Source organism: Teichococcus wenyumeiae (assembly GCF_003696345.1).
Lineage (GTDB): Bacteria > Pseudomonadota > Alphaproteobacteria > Acetobacterales > Acetobacteraceae > Pseudoroseomonas > Pseudoroseomonas wenyumeiae.
This window is the reverse complement of sequence record NZ_RFLX01000006.1, coordinates 78,539-103,775: the sequence shown is the minus strand read 5'-3', so window position 1 is coordinate 103,775 and position 25,237 is coordinate 78,539. Positions and strand designations below refer to the sequence as shown.

23 protein-coding genes are annotated in these 25,237 nt (G+C 68.9%); 9 read left to right on the top strand and 14 right to left on the bottom strand.

The annotated features are described in order from the left end of the window. Positions 1-3: 3 nt before the first annotated feature. A complete protein-coding gene (locus EBE87_RS10465; RefSeq protein ID WP_120637653.1) occupies positions 4-3,087 on the top strand; it encodes an efflux RND transporter permease subunit in 3,084 nt (1,027 codons plus the stop codon). 103 nt (positions 3,088-3,190) lie between these two features. Further along, on the top strand, positions 3,191-4,216 hold the full coding sequence (locus tag EBE87_RS10460) for a YihY/virulence factor BrkB family protein (protein ID WP_199707253.1): 1,026 nt from the start codon (positions 3,191-3,193) through the stop codon (positions 4,214-4,216). Positions 4,217-4,259: 43 nt separating this feature from the next. Here EBE87_RS10460 and EBE87_RS10455 read toward each other — a convergent pair whose 3' ends face one another. Next, positions 4,260-5,084 (bottom strand): NADPH-dependent oxidoreductase, encoded by an 825-nt coding sequence (locus EBE87_RS10455; RefSeq protein WP_120637651.1) that lies wholly within the window; start codon positions 5,082-5,084, stop codon positions 4,260-4,262. Positions 5,085-5,099: 15 nt separating this feature from the next. After that, positions 5,100-5,591, bottom strand: coding sequence for a hypothetical protein (locus EBE87_RS10450; protein ID WP_199707251.1), 492 nt, complete (start codon positions 5,589-5,591; stop codon positions 5,100-5,102). A 179-nt stretch (positions 5,592-5,770) separates the two neighbouring features. On the opposite strand from EBE87_RS10450, the gene EBE87_RS10445 reads away from it, so the two are divergent. After that, the gene (locus tag EBE87_RS10445; RefSeq protein WP_120637650.1) at positions 5,771-5,977 is read left to right on the top strand and encodes a hypothetical protein; all 207 of its coding nucleotides are present in this window, start codon (positions 5,771-5,773) and stop codon (positions 5,975-5,977) included. An 8-nt stretch (positions 5,978-5,985) separates the two neighbouring features. On the opposite strand, the gene EBE87_RS10440 is transcribed toward EBE87_RS10445, so the two are convergent. Together EBE87_RS10440 and EBE87_RS10435 are read right to left on the bottom strand one after the other, a co-directional pair. Beyond that, positions 5,986-6,987, bottom strand: coding sequence for an LLM class flavin-dependent oxidoreductase (locus tag EBE87_RS10440; protein ID WP_120637649.1), 1,002 nt, complete (start codon positions 6,985-6,987; stop codon positions 5,986-5,988). A 91-nt stretch (positions 6,988-7,078) separates the two neighbouring features. After that, on the bottom strand, positions 7,079-8,449 hold the full coding sequence (locus EBE87_RS10435) for an LTA synthase family protein (RefSeq protein ID WP_120637648.1): 1,371 nt from the start codon (positions 8,447-8,449) through the stop codon (positions 7,079-7,081). Between the two features lie 184 nt (positions 8,450-8,633). Between EBE87_RS10435 and EBE87_RS10430 the strand changes: the two genes are divergently transcribed. After that, positions 8,634-9,068 carry a DUF4174 domain-containing protein gene (locus EBE87_RS10430; RefSeq protein ID WP_158600846.1) on the top strand — a complete coding sequence of 145 codons (435 nt, stop codon included), beginning with the start codon at positions 8,634-8,636 and terminating at the stop codon, positions 9,066-9,068. 20 nt (positions 9,069-9,088) lie between these two features. Here the strand turns inward: EBE87_RS10430 and EBE87_RS10425 are convergent, their stop codons facing one another. The 5 genes from EBE87_RS10425 to EBE87_RS10405 are packed head-to-tail and all read right to left on the bottom strand — an operon-like array spanning position 9,089 to position 13,533. Continuing rightward, on the bottom strand, positions 9,089-9,754 hold the full coding sequence (locus EBE87_RS10425; protein WP_120637646.1) for an RraA family protein: 666 nt from the start codon (positions 9,752-9,754) through the stop codon (positions 9,089-9,091). After that, on the bottom strand, positions 9,754-10,542 hold the full coding sequence (locus tag EBE87_RS10420; protein ID WP_120637645.1) for an ABC transporter permease: 789 nt from the start codon (positions 10,540-10,542) through the stop codon (positions 9,754-9,756). The genes EBE87_RS10425 and EBE87_RS10420 overlap by 1 nt, the downstream gene beginning before the upstream one ends. Then, on the bottom strand, positions 10,539-11,375 hold the full coding sequence (locus EBE87_RS10415) for an ABC transporter permease (RefSeq protein WP_120637644.1): 837 nt from the start codon (positions 11,373-11,375) through the stop codon (positions 10,539-10,541). The genes EBE87_RS10420 and EBE87_RS10415 overlap by 4 nt, the downstream gene beginning before the upstream one ends. Further along, a complete protein-coding gene (locus EBE87_RS10410; RefSeq protein WP_120637643.1) occupies positions 11,372-12,478 on the bottom strand; it encodes an ABC transporter ATP-binding protein in 1,107 nt (368 codons plus the stop codon). Before EBE87_RS10410 ends, EBE87_RS10415 begins: the two co-directional genes overlap by 4 nt. Positions 12,479-12,480: 2 nt before the next feature. Next, a complete protein-coding gene (locus tag EBE87_RS10405; protein WP_120637642.1) occupies positions 12,481-13,533 on the bottom strand; it encodes an extracellular solute-binding protein in 1,053 nt (350 codons plus the stop codon). Between the two features lie 440 nt (positions 13,534-13,973). Between EBE87_RS10405 and EBE87_RS10400 the strand changes: the two genes are divergently transcribed. After that, the gene (locus EBE87_RS10400; RefSeq protein WP_120637641.1) at positions 13,974-14,549 is read left to right on the top strand and encodes a DedA family protein; all 576 of its coding nucleotides are present in this window, start codon (positions 13,974-13,976) and stop codon (positions 14,547-14,549) included. 18 nt (positions 14,550-14,567) lie between these two features. On the opposite strand, the gene EBE87_RS10395 is transcribed toward EBE87_RS10400, so the two are convergent. Beyond that, the gene (locus EBE87_RS10395) at positions 14,568-15,722 is read right to left on the bottom strand and encodes an acyl-CoA dehydrogenase family protein (protein WP_120637640.1); all 1,155 of its coding nucleotides are present in this window, start codon (positions 15,720-15,722) and stop codon (positions 14,568-14,570) included. A 200-nt stretch (positions 15,723-15,922) separates the two neighbouring features. Next, positions 15,923-16,675, bottom strand: a complete 753-nt coding sequence (locus EBE87_RS10390) for an IclR family transcriptional regulator (protein WP_158600845.1) — start codon at positions 16,673-16,675, stop codon at positions 15,923-15,925. 553 nt (positions 16,676-17,228) lie between these two features. Between EBE87_RS10390 and rpoD the strand changes: the two genes are divergently transcribed. Then, entirely contained in the window at positions 17,229-19,031 is a 1,803-nt protein-coding gene (gene rpoD / locus EBE87_RS10385) for an RNA polymerase sigma factor RpoD (protein ID WP_120637638.1), read from the top strand. A 42-nt stretch (positions 19,032-19,073) separates the two neighbouring features. On the opposite strand, the gene EBE87_RS10380 is transcribed toward rpoD, so the two are convergent. After that, the gene (locus tag EBE87_RS10380) at positions 19,074-19,820 is read right to left on the bottom strand and encodes an IclR family transcriptional regulator domain-containing protein (protein WP_120637637.1); all 747 of its coding nucleotides are present in this window, start codon (positions 19,818-19,820) and stop codon (positions 19,074-19,076) included. A 68-nt stretch (positions 19,821-19,888) separates the two neighbouring features. On the opposite strand from EBE87_RS10380, the gene EBE87_RS10375 reads away from it, so the two are divergent. From EBE87_RS10375 to pcaF, 3 genes are read left to right on the top strand one after another with little or no spacing between them, the layout of a single operon-like run. Beyond that, entirely contained in the window at positions 19,889-20,581 is a 693-nt protein-coding gene (locus EBE87_RS10375; RefSeq protein ID WP_120637636.1) for a 3-oxoacid CoA-transferase subunit A, read from the top strand. Next, on the top strand, positions 20,578-21,234 hold the full coding sequence (locus tag EBE87_RS10370) for a 3-oxoacid CoA-transferase subunit B (RefSeq protein WP_120637635.1): 657 nt from the start codon (positions 20,578-20,580) through the stop codon (positions 21,232-21,234). The genes EBE87_RS10375 and EBE87_RS10370 overlap by 4 nt, the downstream gene beginning before the upstream one ends. 17 nt (positions 21,235-21,251) lie before the next feature. Continuing rightward, positions 21,252-22,460, top strand: a complete 1,209-nt coding sequence (pcaF, locus tag EBE87_RS10365) for a 3-oxoadipyl-CoA thiolase (RefSeq protein WP_120637634.1) — start codon at positions 21,252-21,254, stop codon at positions 22,458-22,460. A 21-nt stretch (positions 22,461-22,481) separates the two neighbouring features. On the opposite strand, the gene EBE87_RS10360 is transcribed toward pcaF, so the two are convergent. After that, positions 22,482-23,507 (bottom strand): FkbM family methyltransferase, encoded by a 1,026-nt coding sequence (locus EBE87_RS10360; RefSeq protein ID WP_147426002.1) that lies wholly within the window; start codon positions 23,505-23,507, stop codon positions 22,482-22,484. A 299-nt stretch (positions 23,508-23,806) separates the two neighbouring features. Then, positions 23,807-25,219, bottom strand: a complete 1,413-nt coding sequence (locus EBE87_RS10355) for a TRAP transporter large permease (RefSeq protein ID WP_120637632.1) — start codon at positions 25,217-25,219, stop codon at positions 23,807-23,809. Positions 25,220-25,237: the final 18 nt, after the last annotated feature.

Genomic DNA, 25,237 nt, shown 5'->3' with positions numbered 1-25,237 from the left:
GCGATGTTCTCCGTCTCCGCCCCCTTCATCCGGCGGCCTGTTGCCACGCTGCTGATGGCGGTGGGGCTGGCGCTCTTTGGCGCGGTCGCCTTCATGCGGCTGCCGGTCTCGGCGCTGCCCCGCGTCGATATCCCGACCGTGCTGGTCACCGCCAGCCAGCCCGGCGCCAATCCGGAGACGTTGGCCGCGACCGTCATCGCGCCGCTGGAACGCCGCATCGGCGAGATCGCCGGCATCACCGAGATGACGTCCAATGCCTCCACCGGCAGCGGCAACATCATCGTGCAATTCGATATCTCCCGCAGCCAGGCGGATGTGGCGCGGGACGTGCAGGCGGCGGTGAACGCGGCGCGGCAGGACCTGCCTTCCGGCATGCCGACGCCGCCTTCCGTGCGCAAGTTCAACCCGGCGGATTCGCCGGTCTTCATCCTGGCCATCACCTCGGACCGCCTGCCCGGCACCGGCCTCTATGACCTGGCGGACAGCACGGTGGGCCCGCTGCTGTCCCGCGTCACGGGCGTCGCGCAGGTGCAGGTGGGCGGCGCGGACCAGCCGGCGGTACGGGTGGCGGTGAACCCGGCGGCGGCCTCGGCGGCCGGCATCTCGCTGGAGGATATCCGCACCGCCATCACCAGTTCCAATGTTACCGGCGCCATCGGCAGCATCGAGGGCGCCGGGCAGTCGGCGTCGCTTTCCCTCAACGACCGGCTCGGCCGGGCCGAGCAGTTCGCCACGTTGGTGATCAAGGCCACCGACACCGGCATCGTGCGCCTCTCCGGCATCGCGCGCGTCACCGACGGCAGCCGCAACCGGCGGCAGGCCGCCTGGTACAACGACCGGCCTTCCGTGCTGCTGCAGATCTATAAGCAGCCCGACGCCAATGTCATCGAGGTGGTGGACGGCGTGCGCGCCCTGCTGCCGGAACTGGAATCCTACCTTCCCGCCGGCACCCGCCTGGAAGTGCAGAACGACCGCTCCACCACCATCCGCGCCAGCGTGCATGAGGTGGAGAAGACGCTGCTGATCTCCATCGCGCTGGTCATCGTGGTGATCGCGATGTTCCTGCGGCGGAAGTCCTCGGTGCTGGCGGCCAGCATCTCCGTGCCGCTGTCGCTGCTGGGCACGCTCTGCGTCATGTGGTGGCTGGGCTATTCGCTCAACAACCTCTCGCTGATGGCGCTGACCATCTCGGTCGGCTTCGTGGTGGACGACGCCATCGTCATGATCGAGAACATGGCCCGGCTGCGGGAGCGCGGGATGCCGCCGATGCAGGCGGCGCTGGAAGGCGCGCGGGAGATCGGCTTCACCATCATCTCCATCACCGTTTCCCTGGTGGCGGTCTTCCTGCCGCTGCTGGCCATGGGGGGCGTGATCGGCCGGCTGTTCCGCGAATTCTCGGTCACGCTGGCGACGGCGGTGGTGCTCTCCGGCATCGTCTCCCTCACCGTGACGCCGATGGTGGCGGCGCGGCTGGCGGGCGCGGCGCAGCGCCCGCCCGGCCGCTTCGGCCGCGCCTTCGAGGGGCTGATGGAATGGCTGGTGCGCGGCTACCTCCGCAGCCTGGGCGTGGTGCTGCGCTTCCGCTGGCTCTCGCTGCTGGGCACCCTGGGGCTGGTGGCGCTGACGGTCTGGCTTTACGTCATCGTGCCCAAGGGCTTCTTTCCGGAACAGGATATCGGGCTGCTGCGCGGCACGGTGCAGGCTTCCCCCGACACCTCCTTCGCCGCGATGCAGGTGCTGCACACCCGCGCCGCCGACATCATCCGCGCCGACCCGGCGGTGGAGAATATCAGCGGCTCCATCGGTAGCGGCTTCAATTCTTCCACCAATTCCGGGCAGTTCTTCATCTCGCTGAAGCCGCTGGGGCAGCGGCCGCCCATCAACGAGGTCATCGCGCGGCTGCGCGGCCCGCTCTCCACCATCCCCGGCGCCTCGGTCTTCCTCAGCGCGCAGCAGGAACTGATGATCGGCGGCCGGCCCGGCAATGCCGCCTATTCCTACAGCCTGCTGGGCCCGGACCTGGAGGAGCTGCGCCGCTGGACCGAGATCATGGTCGAAAAGCTGCGCACCGTGCCCGGCATCAACGACGTTTCCTCCGACCAGGAGCGGACAGGGCTGGTGAACCGGCTGGTGATCGACCGTGACGCGGCGGCGCGGCTCGGCGTCGGCATCGACGACATCAGCAACACCTTCAACGACGCTTTCTCGCAGCGGCAGGTCTCCACGATCTATGGCACGCGCAACCAGTACAAGGTGGTGCTGGAGATCGACCCGGCGCTGCAGCAGGATGCGACGCAGTTCGACCGCATCTTCGTGCCCGCCGCCGACGGCACCCAGGTTCCGCTGAAGTCCCTGGCGCGCGTGGTGCGGGACGTGGCGCCGCTGCGGGTGACGCATCGCGGCCAGTATCCGGCCACCACCATCAGCTTCAACCTCTCGCCCGGCCTGGCACTGGGGGAGGTGCCGGCGCTGCTGCAGAAGGCGGAACTGGAAGCAGGGCTGCCCGACACCATCCGCGGCCAGTATGGCGGCAATGCCGCCGCCGCGCAGTCCTTCGCGCGGGACATGCCGATGCTGATCCTGGCGGCGCTGGCGGTGATCTATATTGTGCTGGGCGTGCTCTACGAGAGCTTCATCCACCCGCTGACCATCATCTCCACCCTGCCCACGGCGGGCATCGGGGCGCTGCTGTCCCTGCTGGCGACCAATACGCCGATGTCGGTGATCGCGCTGATCGGCGTCATCCTGCTGATGGGCATCGTGAAGAAGAACGCGATCATGATGATCGACTTCGCGCTGGACCAGGAGCGGACCACCGGCGCCGGCAGCATGGAATCCATCCTTGCCGCCTGCCGTGACCGGTTCCGGCCGATCCTGATGACAACGCTGGCCGCCCTCTTCGGCGCCGTGCCGCTGGCCCTGGCCTCCGGCCCGGGCTCGGAACTGCACCGGCCGCTGGGCATCACCATCATCGGCGGCCTGCTGCTGTCGCAGTTGCTGACGCTCTATACCACCCCTGTGGTCTACCTGGCGCTGGACCGCTTCCGGCGCCGCCGCCCCGCCCCTGCCGCCGCGCCGGCCGAGTGAGCCATCGGTCCGCCCTGGAAATGGAACCCGCCGGATAGCTTGGCGTTTTGCCTGCAACTGGATGTTCCGCATGGCGGGACGGGGCGAGAGGAGCAGGCATCCGATGAGGCAGCGCAGTTCTGTCGAAGAAAGGCTCCGCGAGCGGCTGGAGCAGGTCAATGGCGGCGGCAAGGCCCCTTCCGGAGCCAAGGGCCCGCAGGGCCGCGACGCGACAACCCCGAGCGAGATCCCCAGCCCCGGCTGGTGGTCCATCGCCAAGCGCGTCGCCACCGAGACAAACAACGACCGCGTGATGACCGAGGCGGCGGGCATCACCTTCTATACCTTGCTGTCCCTCTTCCCAGGGCTGACGGCGCTGGTCTCGATCTACGGCCTCTTCGCCGATCGGGCGACCATCCAGAAGCATCTTGCCGACCTGTCCGGCTTCCTGCCTGAAGGCGGCATGAACATCATCAACGAGCAGCTGGAGCGGCTGGTCTCCAGCCCGCAGGAAGCCCTGGGCTTCGGCGCCGTCGTCGGCCTGCTGGCGGCGCTCTGGAGCGCCAACCAGGGCACCAAGGCGATGATGGACGCGCTGAACATCGTCTATGAGGAGGACGAGAAGCGCGGCTTCATCTACCGCACCGTGCTGTCCCTCTGCATGACCTTCGGCGCGCTGATCTTCGTGATCGTGGCCATGGCCGGCGTCATCGCGGTGCCGGTGGTGCTGAACTTCCTCTGGCTTGGCGAGGGCGTGGAAACCGTCATCAGGCTGGCGCGCTGGCCGATCCTGCTGGTGGCCATCACGGTGCTGCTGGCGGTGCTCTACCGCTATGGCCCAAGCCGGGAACCCGCGCGCTGGCGCTGGGTGAGCTATGGCGGTGTCTTCGCCGCCATCCTCTGGGTCATCGTCTCCGCCGGCTTCACCTTCTATGTCGGCCACTTCGGCAACTACGACGCGACCTACGGCTCGCTCGGCGCCGTCATCGGCTTCATGACCTGGATCTGGATTTCGTCCATCGTGGTGCTGGTCGGCGCCGAACTGAATGCCGAGATGGAACACCAGACGGCGCGCGACACCACCACCGGCCCGGAGAAGCGCCTGGGCGACCGCGGCGCCACGATGGCGGATACGGTCGCGAAGCACTGAGGCAAGCAGCCGGCCGCTTCCCCGAAGCGGCCGCGCCGCTGCCTCAGCGCAGCGGGAAGCCCATGCGGCGCAGCGTCGCCTTCATGGTGTCGCGGCCATGCAGGTCGGCGGCGGTGCCGACGCGCTTGAGCATCCGCCCGACCCAACCCTGGGCCCCGATGCCCTGCGCCGTCGAGAAGCCGGCCAGGGTATTGTCGTAGTCCTCCACCGCCGCCGCCTCGGCCGAGGCGTCGTAGCGCTCCCGGTGCAGCACGGTGGCCTGCGGCAAGCGGGGCTTGATCTGGGCGGCGGGCGCCGCCGGGTCTGGGCGGCCGACGCAGAGGCCGAAGAGCGCCACGGCGCCCGGCGGCAGGCCGAGTTCTACGCCCACTTCCTCCGGCTTGTTACGCAGCGCGCCGACATAGACGGTGCCGAGGCCGAGCGATTCCGCCGCCACCACGATATTCTGCGCCGCCAGCGCCGCATCCACGGCAGCCACGATGAAGGCTTCGAGGTAATCCAGCCCTTCCATCGGCTGGCCCTGCCGCTCACCCAGGCGCCGCAGGCGCGAGGTATCGGCGATGAAGCAGAGGAAGAGCGGCGCCTTGGCCACAAAGCCCTGCCGGCCGGCCAGTTCCGCCAGCCGCGCCCGGCGCGCCGGGTCCTCCACTGCCACCACGCTCCAGGCCTGGAGGTTGGAGGAGGTGCCGGCGGACTGGCCCGCCGCCACCAGCGTCTCCAATGTGCCTTCCGGCAGCGCGTCCGGCAGGAAGGCGCGCACGGAGCGGTGCGACAGCAGTGCCTCCAGCACCGCGTTGGAGGGGATCGCGGCTTCCGGCGCGGCCGCGCCGTAGCGGGCCTGGAACAGGGTGGAAAGGCTGTGGTCCATCAGGGCTTCTTCCAATCAGACAGCGGCGCGGCGGGAACGGCGGCGGACGCCACGCGGCGCCGGTGGCACCGGCAGGCGCAGGGCCTCGTACATTCCCTCAAGAAGATCCCCAATGGCATAGCGCGAGCGCCAGGTCACCCAGCGTTGCCGCCGGTGCCATTCCCGGTCCAGCCGCAGGTGGCAGGCATTGCAGGCCGCGACCAGCACGCGCGGGTCGCTCTCACGCGGGTCGTGCTTGGCGTGGCAGCAGGCCAGGGAGACCGGGCGCCGCCAGGCGCGGCCATCGCCATAGTCCAGGATGTCGGGTGTCGGTGCCGGGCGGCCGCGGCGGTCGAACCACTCGCCGTTGCCGGCGGTCCAGCGGCCATCCCGAAGCTGGACGATGCGGGCGCCATGCGGCTTGCCGCAGTATTCGCATTGCCCTCCAGCGCGGCCAAAGCGGACCGCGCTGCTGATCGCCGCCCAGTTGCTGGGGTAAAGGCGGCGCATTTCCGGTCGGATCGGCATGGAAACATGGCTAGCATGCTGAATCGACTGTGTGAATCCTTGATCAGTGCCATCACGCGACCGTTTCAGGCCTGAGCTTGGCGTTAACCGAGCGCACCACATGCCAGTGGTAACGGATGCTCCATTTGCGAATCGCTCTCATTCTCATTTGAATGAGCTCATAGCCGCAGGAAAGCACCATGCAGCACCATCGTTCCATTGGCACCACCAGCCTCGTCGCCCTGATGGCGGCACACCGGCAGGCGCAGCCCAAACCGCTGCAAAGCGGCGCCCTGCGGCGCGACCCAGCCGGCCTGCCGCTCGACCCGCGGGAGATCGACCGCATCGCCGAGCAGCTTTGGCAGGCGGAAGCGGTATCGGACCGGCCGACACGCGCTTCCGTCTGAAGGATGGGTCAGGCGGCCTGCGCCAGCCCTTCCCGCAGCCCGACCACCAGCTCGAAGGAGCGGAGGCGGGCGGCATGGTCGTGGATCTGCGCCGTGACCAGCAGCTCATCCGCCCCCGTTTCGCGCAGGAAGCCATCGAGGCCGCGCCGCACCGTCTCCGGCGCGCCGACGAAGGAGCAGGCCAGAGCCCGCTGCGCGCCGGCCAGTTCATGCGGCGCGGCGTAATCCTCGATGCGGTTCACCGGCGGCGGCAGCAGGCCGGGCGTGCCGCGCCGCAGGTTCACGAACTGCTGCTGCAGGGAGGTGAAGAGCCGCGCCGCCTCCGCATCCGTCTCCGCCGCCACCACGTTGGCGGCGACCATGGCATAGGGCTTCTGCAGGGTCTCGGAAGGCTTGAAGCCGTCCCGGTACATCTGCAGCGCCTGCATCAGCATGTCCGGCGCGAAATGCGAGGCGAAGGCGAAGGGCAGCCCCAGCATCGCCGCAAGCTGCGCGCTGAAGAGGCTGGAGCCCAGCAGCCATACCGGCACCCGCAGCCCATTGCCCGGCACGGCCCGCAGCGCCTGGTTGGGCTGCGCGGGCTCGAAATAGGCCAGCAGTTCCACGACATCCTGCGGGAAGCTGTCGCCATGGGCATCGAGGTTACGGCGCAGGGCGCGCATGGTGCGCTGGTCCGTGCCCGGCGCGCGGCCCAGGCCGAGGTCGATGCGGCCAGGGAAGAGCGCCTCCAGCGTGCCGAACTGCTCGGCCACCATCAGCGGCGCGTGGTTGGGCAGCATGATGCCGCCGGCACCGACGCGGATGCGCTGGGTATGCGCCGCCACATGGCCGATCACCACCGCCGTGGCGGCGCTGGCGATGCCGGGCATGTTGTGGTGCTCGGCCAGCCAGAAGCGGTGGTAGCCCAGCGCCTCGGCCTTCTGGGCCAGGGAGACGCTGTTGCGGAAGGCCTGCGACACGTCCGAGCCAGCGGGCACGGGAGCGAGGTCGAGGACGGAAAAGGGAATCATGCGGAACACTTTCGGTAGTGAAGGAGCGGCCTGTGCCGCGCGTCACCGCTTCAGATGTGTCCGCAGGTGCCGCCCTGCCAGGGCCGGGGCGTCATTCCTGCCCTTTGGGGCCGCCGCGCAGGGCTTCCGCCAGAGCCTCGAAGATGCCTTCGGCCCCGATGTCCCGCTGCTTCCCCTGCCCCGGCCGGTCGCTGCGCCAGAGCAGCCAGTCGGTGCGGCGGTCCGGCCGCGCCGTCGCGCCGGGCAGCGCCGGCTGGTGGTCGCCATAGGCGCAGAGCAGCAGGGGGCGGTCCAGCCGCGCCGCCGCATCCGCCAGGGCGCCCAGCATGGCATCGGCATCCCGCAGATGCTCCAGCCAGCGTGCCTGCGGGTCGGGTCGGGGCCAGGGGCCGTGGGCCTGCATGGTGACGGCGAAGACCAGCACCGGACCAGCGGCGCCGGAGAGTTCTTCCACGATGCGGGCGGCCACGGCGGCATCGGCGACATACTTGCCCACGCACGGGCCGGCACGGAACTGGCGGATGCTGTCGAAACGTCCGAAGCCCAGGGCCGGCATGACGCGGTGCCGGCCAAAGAAGCGCCGGTCGAAGGGATGCAGCATCAGCGCCTGGTAGCCCGCCGCCCGTAGCGTGCGCGGCAGGGACCGCAGCAGTGGCGAGGCCAGGCGGTAATAGGGGTTGAAGCGGTCCAGCCCCTGCGCTTCTGCCGCGATGCCGGTCAGCGCCGCGAATTCCGCCCGCATGGTATTGGCGCCGAAGCCGTTCACCACCAGCCGGCCACGCGCCAGGGCCTCGGCCCCCAGCCGGTCCCAATGCGGCAGCAGGTCCGGCGGCAGGTCCGCCAGCGTGCCGCGCGGGTCCCATAAGGATTCGGCCTGCACCAGCACCACATGCGGCAGCGGCTCCGCCGGCCGGAAGGTGGGCGGGGCGGCGGGATGGGCTGCCCGCCGGGCCGCGCGTTCCTCCGCCGCCACGGCGCGGTAGAGGGACAGCGTGCCGATCATGCCGAAGCGCGCCGTATCCGCGAAGGGGTCGCGCGAGATGGCCCGGCGCAACCGGCGCGGCGGGTTGAACAGGGCCAGCGTCAGGGCCAGGGCCACCAGCAGCAGGGCGGCGCGGGCGGCCCAGGACAAAGGCGTCGGGTGGCTTTCGGCTGACAGCAGCAGCGCCAAAGCGGCCACGCCGAACAGGAAGCCGCCCACTACCCAGTGCGTGCCCGCGAAAGGCAGGTAGAGCGAGGGGTGCCGCACCACCAGCGGCAGCATGGCGGCATCGCTGAAGACCACCGGCTCATCCAGCACCGCGCGCTTGGTGGCGTCCGCCAGGGTAAGCCCGGCCATGGGCAGCGCAGCGGAGACGCCGGCGAACCAGGGCAGCCCCGTCAGCCCCAGCAGCCCCGCCGCCGTGGCCAGCGGAAAGGCGAGGTCCAGCCAGAGCGCCGCCGCCCCACGCGTCCGCGCCACACGCCGGCCGGCATACCAGGCCAGGAGCGGCAGGAGAAAGGCTGGCAGGGAGGCAAGAATGGAGGTCAGGGTCGGAGGCCGTGCAGTGCGGCGGTTCTATACACCAGCCAGGGCCGGGCCATCAGCGCATCCTTCACCACCCTGCCGCGTTGCCCGGCAGCGGGAAGCAAGAAGGAGCCGTGCCATGCGCCTGCTACCCCTCTTCGCCGGGCTGGCAGTGAACATGGCCTTCGCTGCCGCCGGCACTGCCGCCAGCCTGGGCGCCTATGCCTGGAAGGACCGCGTCATCGTGGTCTTCGCCGACCGCGCCGGCAAGGCCTTGGCCGAGCAGCGCCGCCGGCTGGAAGCCGCGCGCCCGGCGCTAGAGGAGCGCGACATGGCCGTGCTGGCCGTGATCGGCGCCGACCGGGTGGAGCATTGGATGGGCCCCGACCGTGGTGGCGAGGCGGCGGCGCTGCGGCAGCATTTCAAGGTGCCGGCCGGGCAGGCCTTTGCCATCTTCCTGGTTGGCAAGGACGGCGGCACCAAATGGTCGGCGCAGGAGCCATCCGACCTGGAACCCGTCATCGGGCTGGTGGACGGCATGCCGATGCGGCGGCGGGAAGCGGCGGGCGGCTGAACCGCCCGCCCCTGCCCGGTTTAGTTCAGGCCGGCCAGCACCTTGGCAGAGGCACCGGAACGCTCTCCCAGCTTGGCGCCCTTGGCCACCAGCGTCTGGCCTTCCAGGCCGCGCGCCTGGGTCTCAATGGCGCGCCGGGCCTCGGCTTCGGCTTCCTCGGGCGGCAGCACCAGCACGCCGCAATCGTCGCAGAGCACCGCGTCGCCTGGGTTCACCACCACGCCGCCGATGGCGACCGGCACGTTCATCCGCCCACCCAGGTCGTAGATGCGGGTGGTGATGGGCGCCATGCCACGGCACCACATCGGGAAGTCGGAAGCCTCGATCTCCTCGATATCGGTGCAGGGGCCATCCACCACGCCGGCCTTGGCGCCGGCCGCCTTGGCGGCCACGGTCACGCCGCCGCCCCAGCAGGCATGGCGGTCATCGCCCAGCCGGTCCACCAGCAGGATATCGCCGGGGCGCAGCAGGCCGAGCGCGTGGTGCAGCAGGGTGGAATCCGGGCCGGGGATCTGCAGCGTCACCGCGGTGCCGGCCACGCGGCGGCGCAGCAGGCCCTGGATGCCACGGTTCACGAAGCCCCAGTGGCGCCAGTGGCCGACGGTCGCCGTCTCGGTCTTCTCCAGCAGCTCGATCACCTCGGCGCTGATCTGGCCCGGCATCGGCTCAACAACATATTTCGGCATCAATTGCGTCCCATGGCATTCGAGAAACCCATCAGGCGCTCAACGATCAGCACCATCAGGAAGGCGAAGGCGATCAGGCTCATCGCCAGGGCGGCGATCAGCGGGTCGGCGGACTGGTCGGCGTAGCGGAACATCTCCACCGGCAGGGTCGAAAGGCGCGGCCCCACCAGGAAGAGGCTGATCACCGTCTCGTCGAAGGACACGAGAAAGGTCAGCACCCCGGCAGCGATGGCACCCGGCGCTGCATTGGGCAGGGTGATGCGCAGCGCGGCGCGCAGCGGCGTGGCGCCCAGCGTCCAGGCCGCCGCTTCCAGTTCCTTCGGCACGGCGGCGAAGGCGGTGGTCATGATCCGCACGGCGAAGGGAATGGCGACAAGGCAATGCCCCAGCACCAGCCCCGGCCAGGTGGCGGCCAGACCTAGCGGTTGCAGCACCAGCAGCAGGGCGAGGCCCAGCACCAGCGTCGGCAGCAGCAGCGGCGCCGCCAGCAGCGCCGCCAGCACGCCACGGCCGGGAAATTCCAGCCGGGCGATGGCATAGGCGGCCGGCCCGCCCGCCAGCAGGGCCACCGCCGCCACCACGCTGGCCAGGATGGCGCTGGTGCCGAGCGCGGACATCAGCACGCCATTGGAGGCCAGCGCCACATACCAGCGGGTGGAAAAGCCCGGCGGCGGAAAGGTCAGGTATTCCCCGGCGCTGAAGGAGAGCACCAGCACCAGCGCCGCCGGCGCCATCAGGACGGCATAGCCGATGGCCGCGAAGACCCGCAGCATCCAGGTCGGCTTCATGCGCGCCTCCCTGGCAGCCAACTGAAGACGCCGCGCAGCAGCAGCAGCGCCAGCAACCCGGCCAGCAGCAGCATCGCCAGCGCGGCGGCGGCGGGCCAGTTCACGCTTTCCAGCGCCAGGTCATAGATCTCGGTGGCCAGCACAAAGACACGGCCGCCGCCCATCAGCTTGGGCGTGATAAAGGCGGAAATGCCCAGCACCACGTCCAGCAGCCAGGCTGCCAGCAGTGCCGGCGCCGCCAGCGGCAGCGTGACGCGGAAGAAGGTGCGGACACGGTTGGCGCCCAGCGTCGCCGCCGCTTCCTCCAGCCGCCCGTCCAGCCGGCCCAGCCCGGCCAGCAGCACCAGCACGGCATAGGGCATCAGGCTTTCCACCAGGCCGATGCGCACGCCGGTCCAATTGTTGATCATGCGCAGCGGCTCGCCGATCACGCCCATGCCTTGCAGCACCACGTTGATCAGCCCCTGGTCGCCCAGAATGGCCATCCAGCCCACCAGCCGCGCGGTGCCGGAGATCAGCAGCGGCGCGATGCCCATCAGCGCCAGCACGCCCCGCCAGCGCGGCGAGGCCGCCCGCACCAGCAGCGCCACCGGCAGCGCCAGCAGCACCGCCATGGCGGAGGCGCTGGCCGCGAGCGTCACCGTGTCCCAGACCAGTTGCCAGGTGAAGTCGTCGCCCAGCAGCTTGGCATAGCTCTCGCCGGTGACGGCCACTTCCATGGCGCCGCTGTCCAGCGTGCGGTTCAGGCTGATGCGGAAGAGCGCGGCCAGCGGCCAGAGAAAAGCGATGCCCAGGATGCAGAGCGCCGGCAGCGCCAGCAGCCAGCCGATCACGCCGCCGCCCCCTGCGCCGGGAAGACCAGCAGGTCATTGGCGCGGAAGGCCAGCCGCAGCGGCGCGCCGGGCTGCATCTCACGCCAGGCGCCCTCGGCACTGGCATGCACCTCGGCGGTGACGGGGCCGGCGGCGGTCTGCGCCTCCAGCGACACGACCTCGCCGGTATAGACGCGGCGGGCCAGGGTGCCTTCCAGCAAATTCTCGATGCCGGCGGGCGCCGCCTCGCCTGCGCCCAGCAGGCGCACGCGGTGGGGGCGCAGGAAGGCTTCCACCTGGCCGACCAGCGCGGCACCGGCGGCGCGCAGCGCGGCGCCGCCCTCCGCCCGCAGCACCCCACCGGGTTCCAGCACGCCCCTGATGCGCGCGGCGCGGCCGACGAAGGTGGCGACGAAGCGCGTGGCCGGGCGCTCGAAGATCTCCTCGGGGGCGGCGAGCTGCTCGACCCTGCCGGCATTCATCACCGCCACGAGGTCGGCCATGGCCAGCGCCTCGACCTGATCGTGGGTGACGAAGACGGTGGTGGTGCCAAGCCGCTGTTGCAGGGCGCGGATCTCGTCCCGCACCCCTTCCCGCAGCTTGGCGTCCAGTGCGGAGAGCGGCTCGTCCAGCAGCAGCAGGTCGGGCTCGATGGCCAGGGCGCGGGCCAGTGCGACGCGCTGCTGCTGGCCGCCGGAAAGCTGGCGCGGCTTGCGCGCGGCCAGGGCGGCAAGGCCCACCAGTTCCAGTGCCGCCTCGGCGCGGCGCGCGCGCTCGGCGCGCGGCATGCCCTGCATCTCCAGCCCGAAGGCCACGTTGCCGGCGGCCGTCATGTGCGGAAAGAGCGCGTAGGACTGGAAAACCACGCCCATATGCCGCTTGTGCGGCGGCAGCGCGGTGACATCCCGCCCGCCGACCAGGATGCGGCCGGCATCCGGTGTCTCCAGCCCCGCGATCATGCGCAGCGTGGTGGTCTTGCCGCAGCCCGAAGGCCCCAGCAGGGCCAGCAGCGCGCCGCGCGGCAGGCCCAGCGAAACCCGGTCCACCGCCGGCGCGGGTGCGCCGGCATAGTGGCGGACCAGGCCATCCAGCCGCAGATGCGGCGCGGTATCAGTGGCAGCCAAGGTCACGGCGCCGCCGTCACGACCTCGCGCCGCCAGCGCTGGTTCCAGCTGTCGCGCAGCTTCTGCATCTCGGCCCAATCGATGTTCACGATGCTGTCGCGGTACTGCGGTGCCATGGCGGTGCGGTTCAGCGCCTCGGGCGCAATCTGCGCCTTGGTGTTGGTAGGACCATAGAACACGCGCTCGGTGAAGGCCTTCTGCGCCTCGGTGCCCAGGGCATAGGCCATGAAGGCGCGCGCCTGGGCGGCGTTCTTGCTGCCGGCGACCACATTGATGGTGTTGATCTGGAAGGCCGTGCCTTCCTTCGGCAGCACCACGCCGACGCGGCCCTTGGACTGGATGCTGGCCAGCTGGGCGCGGGCATTCCAGTTGGTGGTGAAGTCCACCTGACCGCTGACCACCACCGTCACGGCATCGGGCTTGGGGTCGAAGGTCTGGGTATTGGCGGCGATGGCCTTCAGCGCCGGCAGGGCCTTGGAGATGTCGTTCCACCTGCCGCCATTGGCATGCGCCAGGATGGCGGTCAGGGCCAGGCCCTGGATGTTCGGCGGGCCGCCGAGGCCGACGCGGCCGCGCCATTGCGGGGCGGCCATATCCGCGAAGGCCGTCGGCGCGGTCTTCACGTTGTCGGTGTTGTAGATCATGACCAGGTTGTCGAAGGTCACACCCGGGCCGCATTCGCCGCCGGCATCCCGTGCCTGCTGAGCAATGTCGTTCAGCAGCGGAAGCTGCTGCGCCGTCACCTTCTCCACCAGTCCCTCGGCACAGGCCAGGGCGGCGGTGGTGGTGTCCATGATGACGACATCCACCTGCGGGTCGCCCTTCTGGGACCGCAGGGTGCCGAGCATCTGCGCGCTGCCGGGATTGGCGAAATACTGCACCTGCGTGCCGCTGGCCTTCTGGAAAGGCTCGATCACGGCCGAGACGTAGTTGTCCCTGAAGATGGAGTCACCGTAGGCCATCACGGTGATCTGGCCATTGCCTTGCGCCATGGCCGGCATCGCTGCCGCCGTCAGGCCGGCGACACCAAGCATTGCCCCGATCCATCTGGTCATGTGAGCCCCCGTTCTTCCTTGGTACGGCATCATGATCAGCAGGCCAGAGCAGGGGCAACCCGCTAATCCGCCAAGCCGAGGCTTTCTGAACCTGAAGCGCCTGAATTCCGGGCGGAAATCAGCAACCGCCGCCCATTCGCTGCGCATCCTGATGCCTGACTGACAGCTTGAAACGCCCAGCGTCATGTCGAGAGACGCCAACTTGGGGCGATTCGCACCCCATGAGTTACGCTGTCGCACCATTATCGCACAATGAAACTTAAGCGCCTTAACCTGGCTTGCCCGGTATCTTGGCCTTCTGTCGGAAACGGAGCGATTCCGCTCAAAAGCAGCGCCATGTCGCGAAAAGGCTCACATGACTGTGAGAGAGTTATTCCTTCGTGGCCCTGTTTAGGGCATCGTCGCCCTCCATCCGCTTCTGGCCGGGGAGATGAATACGAGTGGCGGAGTTGTGGGCGGACTGGGGTGCACTGGCCTATCTGGCCGCCGCCGGTTGGGCGTTCTTTGAAGGCGAGACTTTCGTGTTGCTGGCCGCCGCCGCAGGGCGGGCCACAGCACTGATAGACCCTTGGCTGCTGATGTTCTCGGTCTGGATCGGTTCCTTCCTGGGCGACCAGCTCTGGTTCACCCTCGGCCGCAAGTACGGCACCCGGGCGGTGCGCAAGATCCCGGGCGCGGAGCGCAAGATGGCCAGCGCCATCGCGTTCCTGGAGCGCTACGGCGTGTTGTTCGTGCTGACCTTCCGCTTCGTCTATGGGGTGCGGAACGTGGCCTCGGCCGCCTGCGGCGTGGCACGTATGCCCTGGCTGCGCTTCGCGTGCCTGAACTTCATCGCCGCCGGCCTCTGGGCCAGCGCCTTTGTCAGTGCCGGTTGGTACATTGTCGGCTGGCTGGGGGAGAAGGGCACGATCTACGCCCTCGGCTCCATCGGCGTCGTCGTGGTGCTCTATCTCGGCTTCAAGCTGGTGCAGTACTGGCGCCGCCCGCCCGCGCCTCCGGTGACCGAGGAGACCTGAGCGGCCCCTGCCCGCCCCTCAGGGCAACAGGGCCGCACGGCCAGCGGCGGTCTGCGCCGCCTCGGCCGAAGGCACGTGAACCCGGCTGCACAGCACGTCCCGCAAATGCCGCTCGACCGGGTTGTGGCGGCTCAGGGCATGGTTGCCGGCCAGGGAAGCGGCAGTCTCCACCGCCCGCACCGCGTTCTCGACCAGCACCACCTTCAGCAGATGCGCCTCCGCCATGGCAGCGGGGCGACCGGCATCGAAGTCATGGGCGAGGGAAGCGATCAGCCGCGCATTGGCGGCCAGCAGGCCCTCGATCTCGCCAACCTTCTCCTGCATGCGCGGCAAGGTCGCCAAGGGCTTTCCCAGCCCGCTCGGCACCCGCTCCCGCAAGAAGGTGATCACCCATTCCCGCGCCGCACGGGCCACGCCGGTATAAAGCGCGCCCAGGGTCACGGCGTTCCAGCTGCCGAAGCCAGGGTCGGCGCCGATCCTGCTGGCTGGCGGGCGCAGGGCGGCGGCATGGGCGGCGGGCAGGCTGACGCCTTCGAAGACCACGTCATGGCTGCCGGTGGCCCGCATGCCGATATGGTCCCAGCTTTCGACGATGCGCACGCCCGGCGCGCGGGCAGGCACCAGCACAGGCCCGACACGCGGCTCTTCCGCATCATCGCGGGCCCAGACCAGCATCCAGGACAGGCCCGGCGCGCCGGTCGAATAGATCTTGCGGCCGGTCAGCAGCAGGCTACCATCCGGCTGCCGACGCACGATGGTCTGCGGCAGCCCGCCGCGGGAGGGTGAGCCCAGTTCCGGCTCCACCCTGAGCGCATTGAGCAGCGCGCCTTCCCGCACGGCATCCATGGCCACGCGTGCGCGCAGCGCATGCGGCACCACTTCCTCGCGTGCCAGGGCCGCCTGCTGGGTCAGTTGCATGGCGAAGACCAAACCCGTGGAGGCGCAGCCCTGCGCCACGGCGCCGATGGCTTCCGCCGCCTCGGTCAACCCGGCGCCGGCGCCGCCATTCTGGCGCGGCACTGTCAGGGCCAGCAGCCCGGCCTGGTGCAGCTTGGCGATATTCTCATGTGGAAAGCTGCCGTCACGGTCATGCGCATCGGCCCGGCTGGCAAAGTCCCTGCTGAGCGCTGCAAGGTCGGCACCAGAGGGTCGTAGCGCGAAGGCGAGGGACATGGCAGGGCCTTGCAAAGGTCAGCGGTTGTCGGGGCAATCCGCTTAATACCCTATTCCCTTCGTGTTGATTCGCAAATCACATATGAGAAACGCCATTTCTCGGCGCATCAATGGCTCCGCACCATACGGCACCCCATCAGCACGGCAGCCGCCCAAAGGTCAGCGCCAATCCCACGATAGGAGCGCGCAAACGCTGCGGCTCAGGCCGTTTCGAGATTTGCGGGATGCAGGCGCGCTTCCAGCTTCTGCGCTTCCTCCCGCAGAAGGGTGACCACGGCCGGGTGGCGTTCAGGCAGCAGCCGATCCGAAATGGCCGAGCAGCTGATGGCGGCGATCGGCCGCCCCCAGGCGTCGCGCACCGCCACAGCCAGCGCGGTCATGCCGCTGACAATCACGCCCTGGTTCACCGCATAACCCTGGACCCGCGTCTCGGCCACGCCGGCGCGCAGGTATGCATCGGTGATCGGGGCATAGCGGCCGACCCGCTCTGGGGCCGTGGCGGCGATGGCGCGCTCCACCTCCGCATCGGGCAGCGCCGACAGCAGGGCCAGGGCATGGGCGCTGCAGCCCAGCGGCCGCACCGCACCGACGCGGATCGAGGTCGGCAGGATGGGCGAATCTCCCTCCTCCCGCGCCACGCAATGGGCGTGGTGGCCGGTCAGCACCGCCAGCAGCGCCACATCCCCGGTTTCGTCGGCAATCCGCCGCAGCAGGGGTGTGCCGAAGCTGCTGAGGTCGAAGCGCTGCGCCGCCGCCCGGCCGATCAGCCAGGCCTGCGGCCCCAGCGTGTAGCCACCGGGGATGGACTGGGCCAGGCCCTCCGCCATCAGACCGCCCAGCAAGCGGTGCACGGTGGCCTTGTGCAGGCCGGATGCGGTGGCAAGATCCGTCAGCCGCCAGCAACGCATGGGCGCGCCGGCCAGATGCCGCAGCAGGCTGGAGGCCCGGGACAAGGTACGAAGACTGCTGTCTGCTTCAATCTCGGCGGCCAAACGTTTCATCCGCTGGAAGGAAAGGGAGTAAGGGTCTTACTCTCCGCTCCACCCGCCGCGCCGGGCAAGCACGATTCTGTTCGTACGGCAGCCAATTCTTGTGCCGCCAGCCAGGGACGTGATGCTTCGCTGTGCATCCTGTTCCTTTAAATGGCACCAGAGGGGGCATGTCCGCCCCCTTGCATCGGGGCCCTGCAAGCGTCAAAGACATAGGGCTCCCGCCCCGACGGAAGCCTGGAACAGACAGCCCCCGCCCGGTTAGCCCCACCGTGCCTGTTCTTTCCGCATGCCTGATCATCGGCAACGAATGGGCAGTATGACAGTTTAGGGGTGTGTTCAGTCTCCGTACTGCCTATGTATGGCGCCGGTCGCGAATCGCGCCCTTCCCTCGACGTCGGAATGTCCGTCCGCTCCCCTGCGGCAACGGACGCCGTGTTGTCGGTGGGCCGGGTAATGACGCAGCCGGCGGGGCGGTCCTCCGCTTCCCCAAGATAGAAAGGGCGCGTGTCTGAGCATGGACGGGATGTTTACGCAGGCGGCGATGGATCAGGACGAAGTGGAAAACGAGCCCACACTGCGCGCGCGCACTGGCTCCTACGAGAATTTCCATGAAGGTGCCTGGGGCCGCCGCGAGGGCGATACCCCCGCCGAGGCCCCCAGCCGTTGGGTGGGTGAGGAAGGCGAAGGACAGCCTGAGCCCGACGAGGAGCAGCACGAGGCCGAGGAAGCCGAGGAAGGCGCCGAGGTTTCCGCCGAGGATGGCGCTGCGACCACGGCGCGTGATGGCCAGGGCTCCGACGGCAACGTAGACGAAGCCACGATGAGCCGCACCGACGACCCGGTGCGTATGTTCCTGCGCGAGATGAGCGGCACGGATCTGCTGACGCGCGAGGCGGAAATCGCCGTCGCCCAGCGGATCGAGGCCGGCCGCGACGACATGCTGGCGGGCCTGTGCGAGCACCCTGGCACCTTCACCATGCTGACCTCCTGGTACGATGCCATGGTGCAGGGTCAGGCGCCGCTGCGCGACATGGTGGAAGTGGAGGCCATGGCCGCCGCCGACGCCGCGCAGTCCGTGGAAGCCAGCCCCGAGGGCGATGAGGCGGAGCCCGGCCTGCACTCCACCCTCGAAGAGAAGATGAAGCCGGAGGTCCTGGCTTCCTTTGAGGCGCTGTTCGAGGCCCGCAAGCGCCTGCCGGAGGTTTCCGGCGAGGAAGCCCATGCGCTGAAGCTGGAGCTGGCGAGCCTGCTGGCCAATGTCCACCTGCGCCCGGCTCGCCTGGACCAGCTGGTTGCCACTGTGCGGGACGCCAAGCGCAAGCTGATGGCGCTGGACGGCCGCGCTTCCCGCGTGGCGCAGTCGGTGGGCGTCTCGGCCACCGACTTCCTGCGGCTCTGGGACGGCAGCGTCGATACGATCGCGCCGATCCTGAAGCTGGAGAAGCCGCGCCGCCGTGGCGCCCCGGTGGTTGACCTGCAGGGCGAGCTGATGAAGGTGCGTGGCGAGATCGCCAAGCTGGAGGCTGAGAATGGCCTCTCGGCGCCGCGCCTGCGCGAGGTCTGCAACGCCGTGGCCCAGGGTGAGCGCCAGATGCGCCGCGCCAAGGAGGAGCTGGTCCAAGCCAACCTCCGCCTCGTGGTGCATATCGCCAAGCGCTACCGCAACCGCGGCCTGATGTTTGGCGACCTGATCCAGGAAGGCAATATCGGCCTGATGCGCGCGGTCGAGAAGTTCGACTGGCGTCGTGGCTTCAAGTTCGGCACCTACGCTACCTGGTGGGTCCGGCAGGCGATCACGCGCTCGATCGCTGACCAGTCCCGCACCATCCGCGTCCCCGTCCACATGACGGAGACGGCGGCCAAGGTGGCGCGCACCAGCCGCCGCTTCGCCCAGAAGGCCGGCCGCGAGCCGACGCCGGAGGAGCTGGCGGGCGAGCTGGGCATGTCGCCGGACAAGGTCCGCACGGTGCAGCGCCTGGCGCGCGAGCCGATCAGCCTGGAAGCGCCGATTGGCGAAGAGGACGACGGCCGCCTGGGCGACCTGATCGAGGACGAGAACGCGGTGATGCCGTTCGATGCGGCGGCCCGTTCCAGCCTGCGTGACGCGGCGACCAGCGTGCTCTCCGGCCTCAGCCCCCGTGAGGAGCGCATCCTGCGCATGCGCTTCGGCATCGGTGCCGAGAACGAGCATACGCTGGAAGAGGTGGGCCGCACCTTCAACGTGACCCGCGAGCGTATCCGCCAGATCGAGGCGAAGGCGCTGAAGAAGCTGCAGCAGTCCCGGCGGGGCCGGGCGCTTCGCTCCTTCCTGGCGTAAGAAATGAGCAAGGGCGGGATGGGTAACCATCCCGCCCTTTCCTTATCCGGGGATGCGCTCCGCCAGCCGGACCACGGCACGGCGCAGAGCGGGCAGGAAGAGCGTTTCCACCACCTCATCCGTGGCGCGGCCGGCATGGGCGCCGATATTGATGGCGGCGACGCAGCGGCCCCGCATGTCCCGCACCGGCATGGCCACCGAGCGCAGGCCGGGCTCCAGTTCCTCGTTCACCAGGGCATAGCCGGCGGCACGGGCGGCGAGCACCGCGGCACGGGTATGCCCAGCAGCCTCCGGCGGCAGACTGGCCAGGAAAGCCTCCAGCCGTGCCTCCGGCAGCATCGACAGCAGCGCCCGCCCGAGCGAGGTGCAATGCGCCGGCAGCCGGCTGCCAACCCCCAGCGACACCGACATGATCCGCCGCGCCGCGCTGCGCGCCACATAGATCACATCCGGCCCGTCCAGGATGGCGGCAGAGCAGGATTCATGCACCGCCTCCCGCACCGCTTCCAGCTCGGGCTGCAGGATCTCGGGCAAGGCGGTGGAGGAGAGATAGGCACCCCCCAGCCGCAGTACGCGCGGCGTCAGGGTGAAGAACTTGCCATCGAACTCGGCATAGCCAAGGCTTTGCAGCGTCAGCAGGCAGCGGCGGGCGGCGGCGCGGGTCAGGCCGGTGGCGCGGGCGATGTCGGCGATGCTGGCGCGCGGCCGCTGCGGATTGAAGGCTTCGATGACCGAGAGCCCTCGCGCCAGTCCTCCCAGGGTATCGGCCTTGTCCAGTTCTGTTCGCATAGCGCACAGCGTTGCGGATATCGCCCAAAGGAGTCAACTTCCTGGTCAGCGATCGGGAGGACGATGGCATGATCAACAAGCAGGTCCGTGACATGGCGGAAGCCATGGCGGGCATTCAGGATAGCGCCACGGTGCTGGTGGGCGGCTTTGGCTCCGTCGGGCAGCCGGATGCGCTGATCGACGGGCTGATCGAGCAGGGCGCGAAGGACCTGACCGTCGTCGCCAACAATGCCGGCGCGGGCCGTGTCGGCCTGGCGCGGCTGCTGGAGCTGCGGCGGGTGCGCAAGATCATCTGCTCCTATCCGCGCAGCGCCGGCTCGGTGGTCTTTGAGGAACTCTTCCGCAACCACGAGATCGAGCTGGAAGTGGTGCCGCAGGGCACGCTGGCGGAGCGGCTGCGCGCTGCCGGCGCCGGCATCCCCGCCTTCTTCACGCCCACCGGCTATGGCACGCTGCTGGCCAAGGGCAAGCAGACCGCCGAATTTGAGGGCAAGCACTGCGTGCTGGAAACCGCGCTGAAGGGCGACGTGGCCCTGGTGCAGGCGGAACTGGCGGACCGCTGGGGCAACCTGACCTTCCGCAGCAGCGGCCGCAACTTCAACCCGGTCATGGCCACGGCGGCGACGATGACCATCGTGCAGGCCAACAAGGTGGTTGAACTCGGCAGCATTCCGCCGGAAGCGGTCATCACCCCCGGCATCTACGTCAACCGCGTCGTGCATGTGCCGGTCGATGGCGCGGCGCAGGAGAAGGCGGCATGAACGACGTGTCCTTTCAGGCGCTTTCCCGCCGCCAGATGGCGGAACGCATGGCGCGCGACATCCCCGAGGGCTGGTACGTCAATCTCGGCATCGGCCTGCCGACCCTGGTGGCCGATTTCGTGCCGCCGGAGCGCGAGGTGATCTTCCATTCCGAGAACGGGCTGCTGGGCATGGGCCCCGCCCCTGCCCCGGACCAGGCCGACACCTGGCTGATCAATGCCGGCAAGCAGCAGGTGACGCTGCGGCCCGGCGGCTCCTTCTTCCATCAGGCGGACAGCTTCGCCATCATCCGCGGCGGCCATCTGGACCTTTGCGTCCTCGGCGCCTTCGAGGTGGCGGAGAATGGCGACATCGCCAACTGGGCGACCTCGGCGGCCGACAATGCCCCGGCCGTGGGCGGTGCGATGGATCTTTCCGCCGGCGCCAAGCAGCTCTGGGTGCTGATGGAGCACACCACCAAGGACGGGCAGCCGAAGCTGGTGGAGCGCTGCTCCTATCCGCTGACGGCGCTGGGCGCGGTGACGCGCATCTACACCAACCTGGCCGTGATCGAGGTGGGGCCGCAGGGCTTCACGGTGCTGGACATGGTGCCCGGCCTGACGCTGGAGGCGCTGCAGGCGCAGACCGGCGCCAAGCTGCGGCTGGCTGCCTGAAAAAAGAGGAAACGTTGATGACCGAAGCTTTCATCTGTGACGCCATCCGTACCCCCATCGGCCGCTATGCCGGCAGCCTCGCGCCCGTGCGGGCCGATGACCTGGGCGCCGTCCCGATCAAGGCGCTGATGGCGCGCAACCCCGGCCTCGACTGGTCGGCGCTGGATGACGTGATCTTCGGCTGCGCCAACCAGGCCGGCGAGGACAACCGCAATGTCGCCCGCATGTCCTCCCTGCTGGCGGGCCTGCCGGATACCGTCGCCGGCAGCACCATCAACCGCCTCTGCGGCTCCGGCATGGATGCGACGGGCACCGCCGCCCGCGCCATCAAGTCTGGCGAGGCCGAGATCATGCTGGCTGGCGGCGTCGAGAGCATGACCCGCGCGCCCTTCGTGCAGGGCAAGAGCACCGAGGCCTTCAGCCGCGCCGCCGAGATCTATGACACCACCATCGGCTGGCGTTTCGTCAACCCGCTGATGAAGGCGCAGTACGGCGTCGATTCCATGCCGGAGACCGGCGAGAACGTGGCGCAGGATTTCCAGATCTCGCGCCAGGACCAGGATCTCTTCGCTTTCCGCAGCCAGCAACGCGCCAAGGCGGCGATGGAATCCGGCCGCTTCGACGAAGAGATCGTCCCAGTCGAGATCAAGCGCCGCAAGGGCGACCCGATCATCTTCTCGAAGGACGAGCACCCGCGCCCCGAGACGACGCTGGAAGCCCTGGCCAAGCTCGGCACGCCCTTCCGCAAGGAAGGCGGCACCGTGACCGCCGGCAATGCCTCCGGCGTCAATGACGGCGCCGCCGCCATCCTGGTGGCCAGCGAGGCCGCCGCCGGCCGCTATGGCCTGACGCCACGCGCCCGCGTGGTGGCCATGGCGACGGCCGGCGTGCCGCCGCGCATCATGGGCTTCGGCCCGGCGCCGGCGACCAAGAAGGTGCTGGAGAAGGCCGGGCTGACCCTCGCCGATATCGATGTCATCGAGCTGAACGAGGCCTTCGCCTCCCAGGCACTGGCGGTGATGCGCGACCTCGGCCTGCCGGACGACGCCGAGCATGTGAACCCGAATGGCGGCGCCATCGCGCTGGGCCATCCGCTGGGCATGTCCGGCGCCCGCATCGTCATGACGGCGGTGGCCGAGCTGCACCGTCGCAAGGCGCGCTACGCCCTGGCCACCATGTGCATCGGCGTCGGCCAGGGCATCGCCATGGTGCTCGAGCGGGTCTGATCTCCCGAGGGCAGCCCGGCTTCAGGCCGGGCTGCTCAGCGCCGGGTTGCGCCAGACCTGGGTGCCGTCATGCGATGTCATGGCGACCAGCGACTTGGCGCCATGCTGCCATGCAAAGCGTGGCGGCTTCTCGTTCTCCAGTACCCAGCCGTGGCGGAAGAACAGGTCCATGAGGTCGCCGTGCAGCTTGGAATCATGCGTGCCGGCGACCACGTAGCGGACCTTGGCGTTCATGCTCTCGATGGCGGCTTCGCAGAGGCTGGCTTCCCAGCCCTGCACATCGATATGCACCAGGTCCCAGAGCGGCTGCTCGGCCAGCAGATCGCCGATGGCGACGATATCGACATCCAGCCAATCCTCGAAATGCCGGCCGATATGATCCTGTCCATCCTGCCCCACCACTTCCATGGGGCGTGAGCCCCAGTCGTCGGCCGGATCGTGGACCTTGGGCCACCGCGCCTTCCCAGCCTCGGGACCAACCGCCGCCTGGATCGGCCGGTGCGCAGCCGGGTCGAGCCCGTTGTCCTGCATATGCCGCAGCAGGAACTGGAAATGGCCCGGGTCGGCCTCGACGGCATAGAGCTTAATGTCCTTGATTCCAAGATGCCGTGCCGCCGCCGCCGCGCCAACTGACCATGGTCCCCAGCCGGCGCCGAGTTCCATCGAAACCCAGCGACCCTTGGCCGCAAGCACGCTCTTGAGCAGGCCGATCCATTCGATCGCCTCGGAATGCCAGCCGTCATCCGGCACAGGCAGATCCAGGACCTTTCCATCCAGGTGTTTGCAGGTTGAGACAAACTCCGTCCGCATCCGCGCACCCAGGAAGTTGACGATGCTGCCGGGCTCGGGTTCCCGCAGGATGTTCCGGAAAGGCTCGAAGACGGCGAGGTCTTGCTCGCTGTAGCCCGGATAGACAACCAGTGGGCAAACTGTCGCCGGCGGCGGCGCGGAAGCAACGGGTGGAGGCTCAGGCGGCGGCGTCAGCGCCATCACCATGCCTTCCAGCTTGCGCAGGCGCTCGGCGGCCTCCGTGGTACGGTGTGGCATGTAGGCCAACCTGTACAGCCACCGATACAGGCGGCCAGCTTGTTCTTCCTGTGCCTTATCGAGCCTCAACACGGTTCTCCCCCTCCGGCGCCGGCCGGGCGTCCCTATGTTGTTCCAAATTTAAAATGACTTCCAGGGGGCAGGCGCGGGGCAGAGGCGGCAGCGCGAGGTAGCAGGGCATCCGCGGAGGGAGCTTCGCTTCACCTCCTCCGGCTCCGCAACGGCCAGGCGGATAATGATGCCGTTGCCATCAGGCGGATGAGAAAGGCGGGCGAGGAAAACTCTCGCCCGCCGGCGCCTCAGGGGAAGGTGATAGGCGCGTCGTTGTCCGGAATGTCGGAGTTCGGGATCTCGATCTTCACGGTGTTCGGGTCGACGCCCGTGCCCTTGTCTAGCCAGTAGGTCACGCTCTGCGGCCAGAAGATGACAATGGCCACCAGGATCAGCTGCAGGCCCACCCACGGGATCGCGCCCCAATAGATGTCCCGCGACCGCACCGTCTTGGGGGCGATGCCGCGCAGGTAGAAGAGCGCGAAGCCGAAGGGCGGATGCATGAAGCTGGTCTGCATGTTCACGCAGAGCAGGACGCCGAACCAGACGAGGTCGATATCCAGCTTTGCGGCCGCCGGCACCAGCAGCGGCACGACGATGAAGACGATCTCGAAGAAATCGAGGAAGAAGGCCAGGAAGAAGATGAAGATATTGACGAAGATCAGGAAGCCCGCCTGGCCGCCCGGCAGATGCGACAGCAGATGCTCGATCCAGAGCCCGCCATCCACGCCCTGGAAGACCAGCGAGAAGACGGTGGAACCGACCAGGATGAAGATCACCATGGCCGTCAGCCGCATGGTGTTCTGCATGGCCTGGTTGATCAGCGTCCAGGTCAGCCGGCGGTTGATGGCGGCCAGCACCACGGCGCCCACGGCGCCCATGGCACCCGCCTCCGTCGGCGTCGCAAGGCCCAGGAAGATCGTGCCCAGCACCAGGAAGATCAGCACGACGCAGGGCACCATGCCCTTCACCACGCGCCAGATCAGCGGCCAGCCGCGCGGGCCCAGGGCCTCATCCGGCAGCGGCGGCACGCGGTGCGGCTGGAAAATGGACACCGCCGCGATGAAGCCGATGAAGAGCAGCACCTGTAGGATGCTGGGGCCGATGGCGCCCGCATACATGTCGCCCACCGACTTGCCGAGCTGGTCACCCAGCACGATCAGCACCAGCGAGGGCGGAATGACCTGCGTGATGGTGCCGGAGGCGGCGATGACGCCCGTCGCGATCCGCATGTCGTAGCCGTAGCGGATCATGATCGGCAGCGAGATCATGCCCATGGCGATGACCGAGGCCGCGACGGTGCCGGTGATGGCGCCCAGCACCGCGCCCACCAGGATCACGGCATAAGCCAGACCGCCCGGCACCTTACCGAAGAGCTGGCCCGTGCCTTCCAGCAAGTCCTCGGCCAGCCCGCACCGCTCCAGGATCGCGCCCATCAGCGTGAAGAAGGGAATGGCCAGCAGCAGCTCGTTCGACATGATGCCGAAGACGCGCAGCGGCAGGTTGCCGAGATAGGCCATCGTGAAGAAGCCGAGTTCGATCGACAGGAAGCCGAAGAACAACCCGACCGCCGCCAGGGAGAAAGCGACTGGAAAGCCGATCAGCAGGAACACGACGAGGCCGCCGAACATCAGCGGCGGCATCACCTCAAGGGAGAGCATCTGGGATGGGCTTCCGGG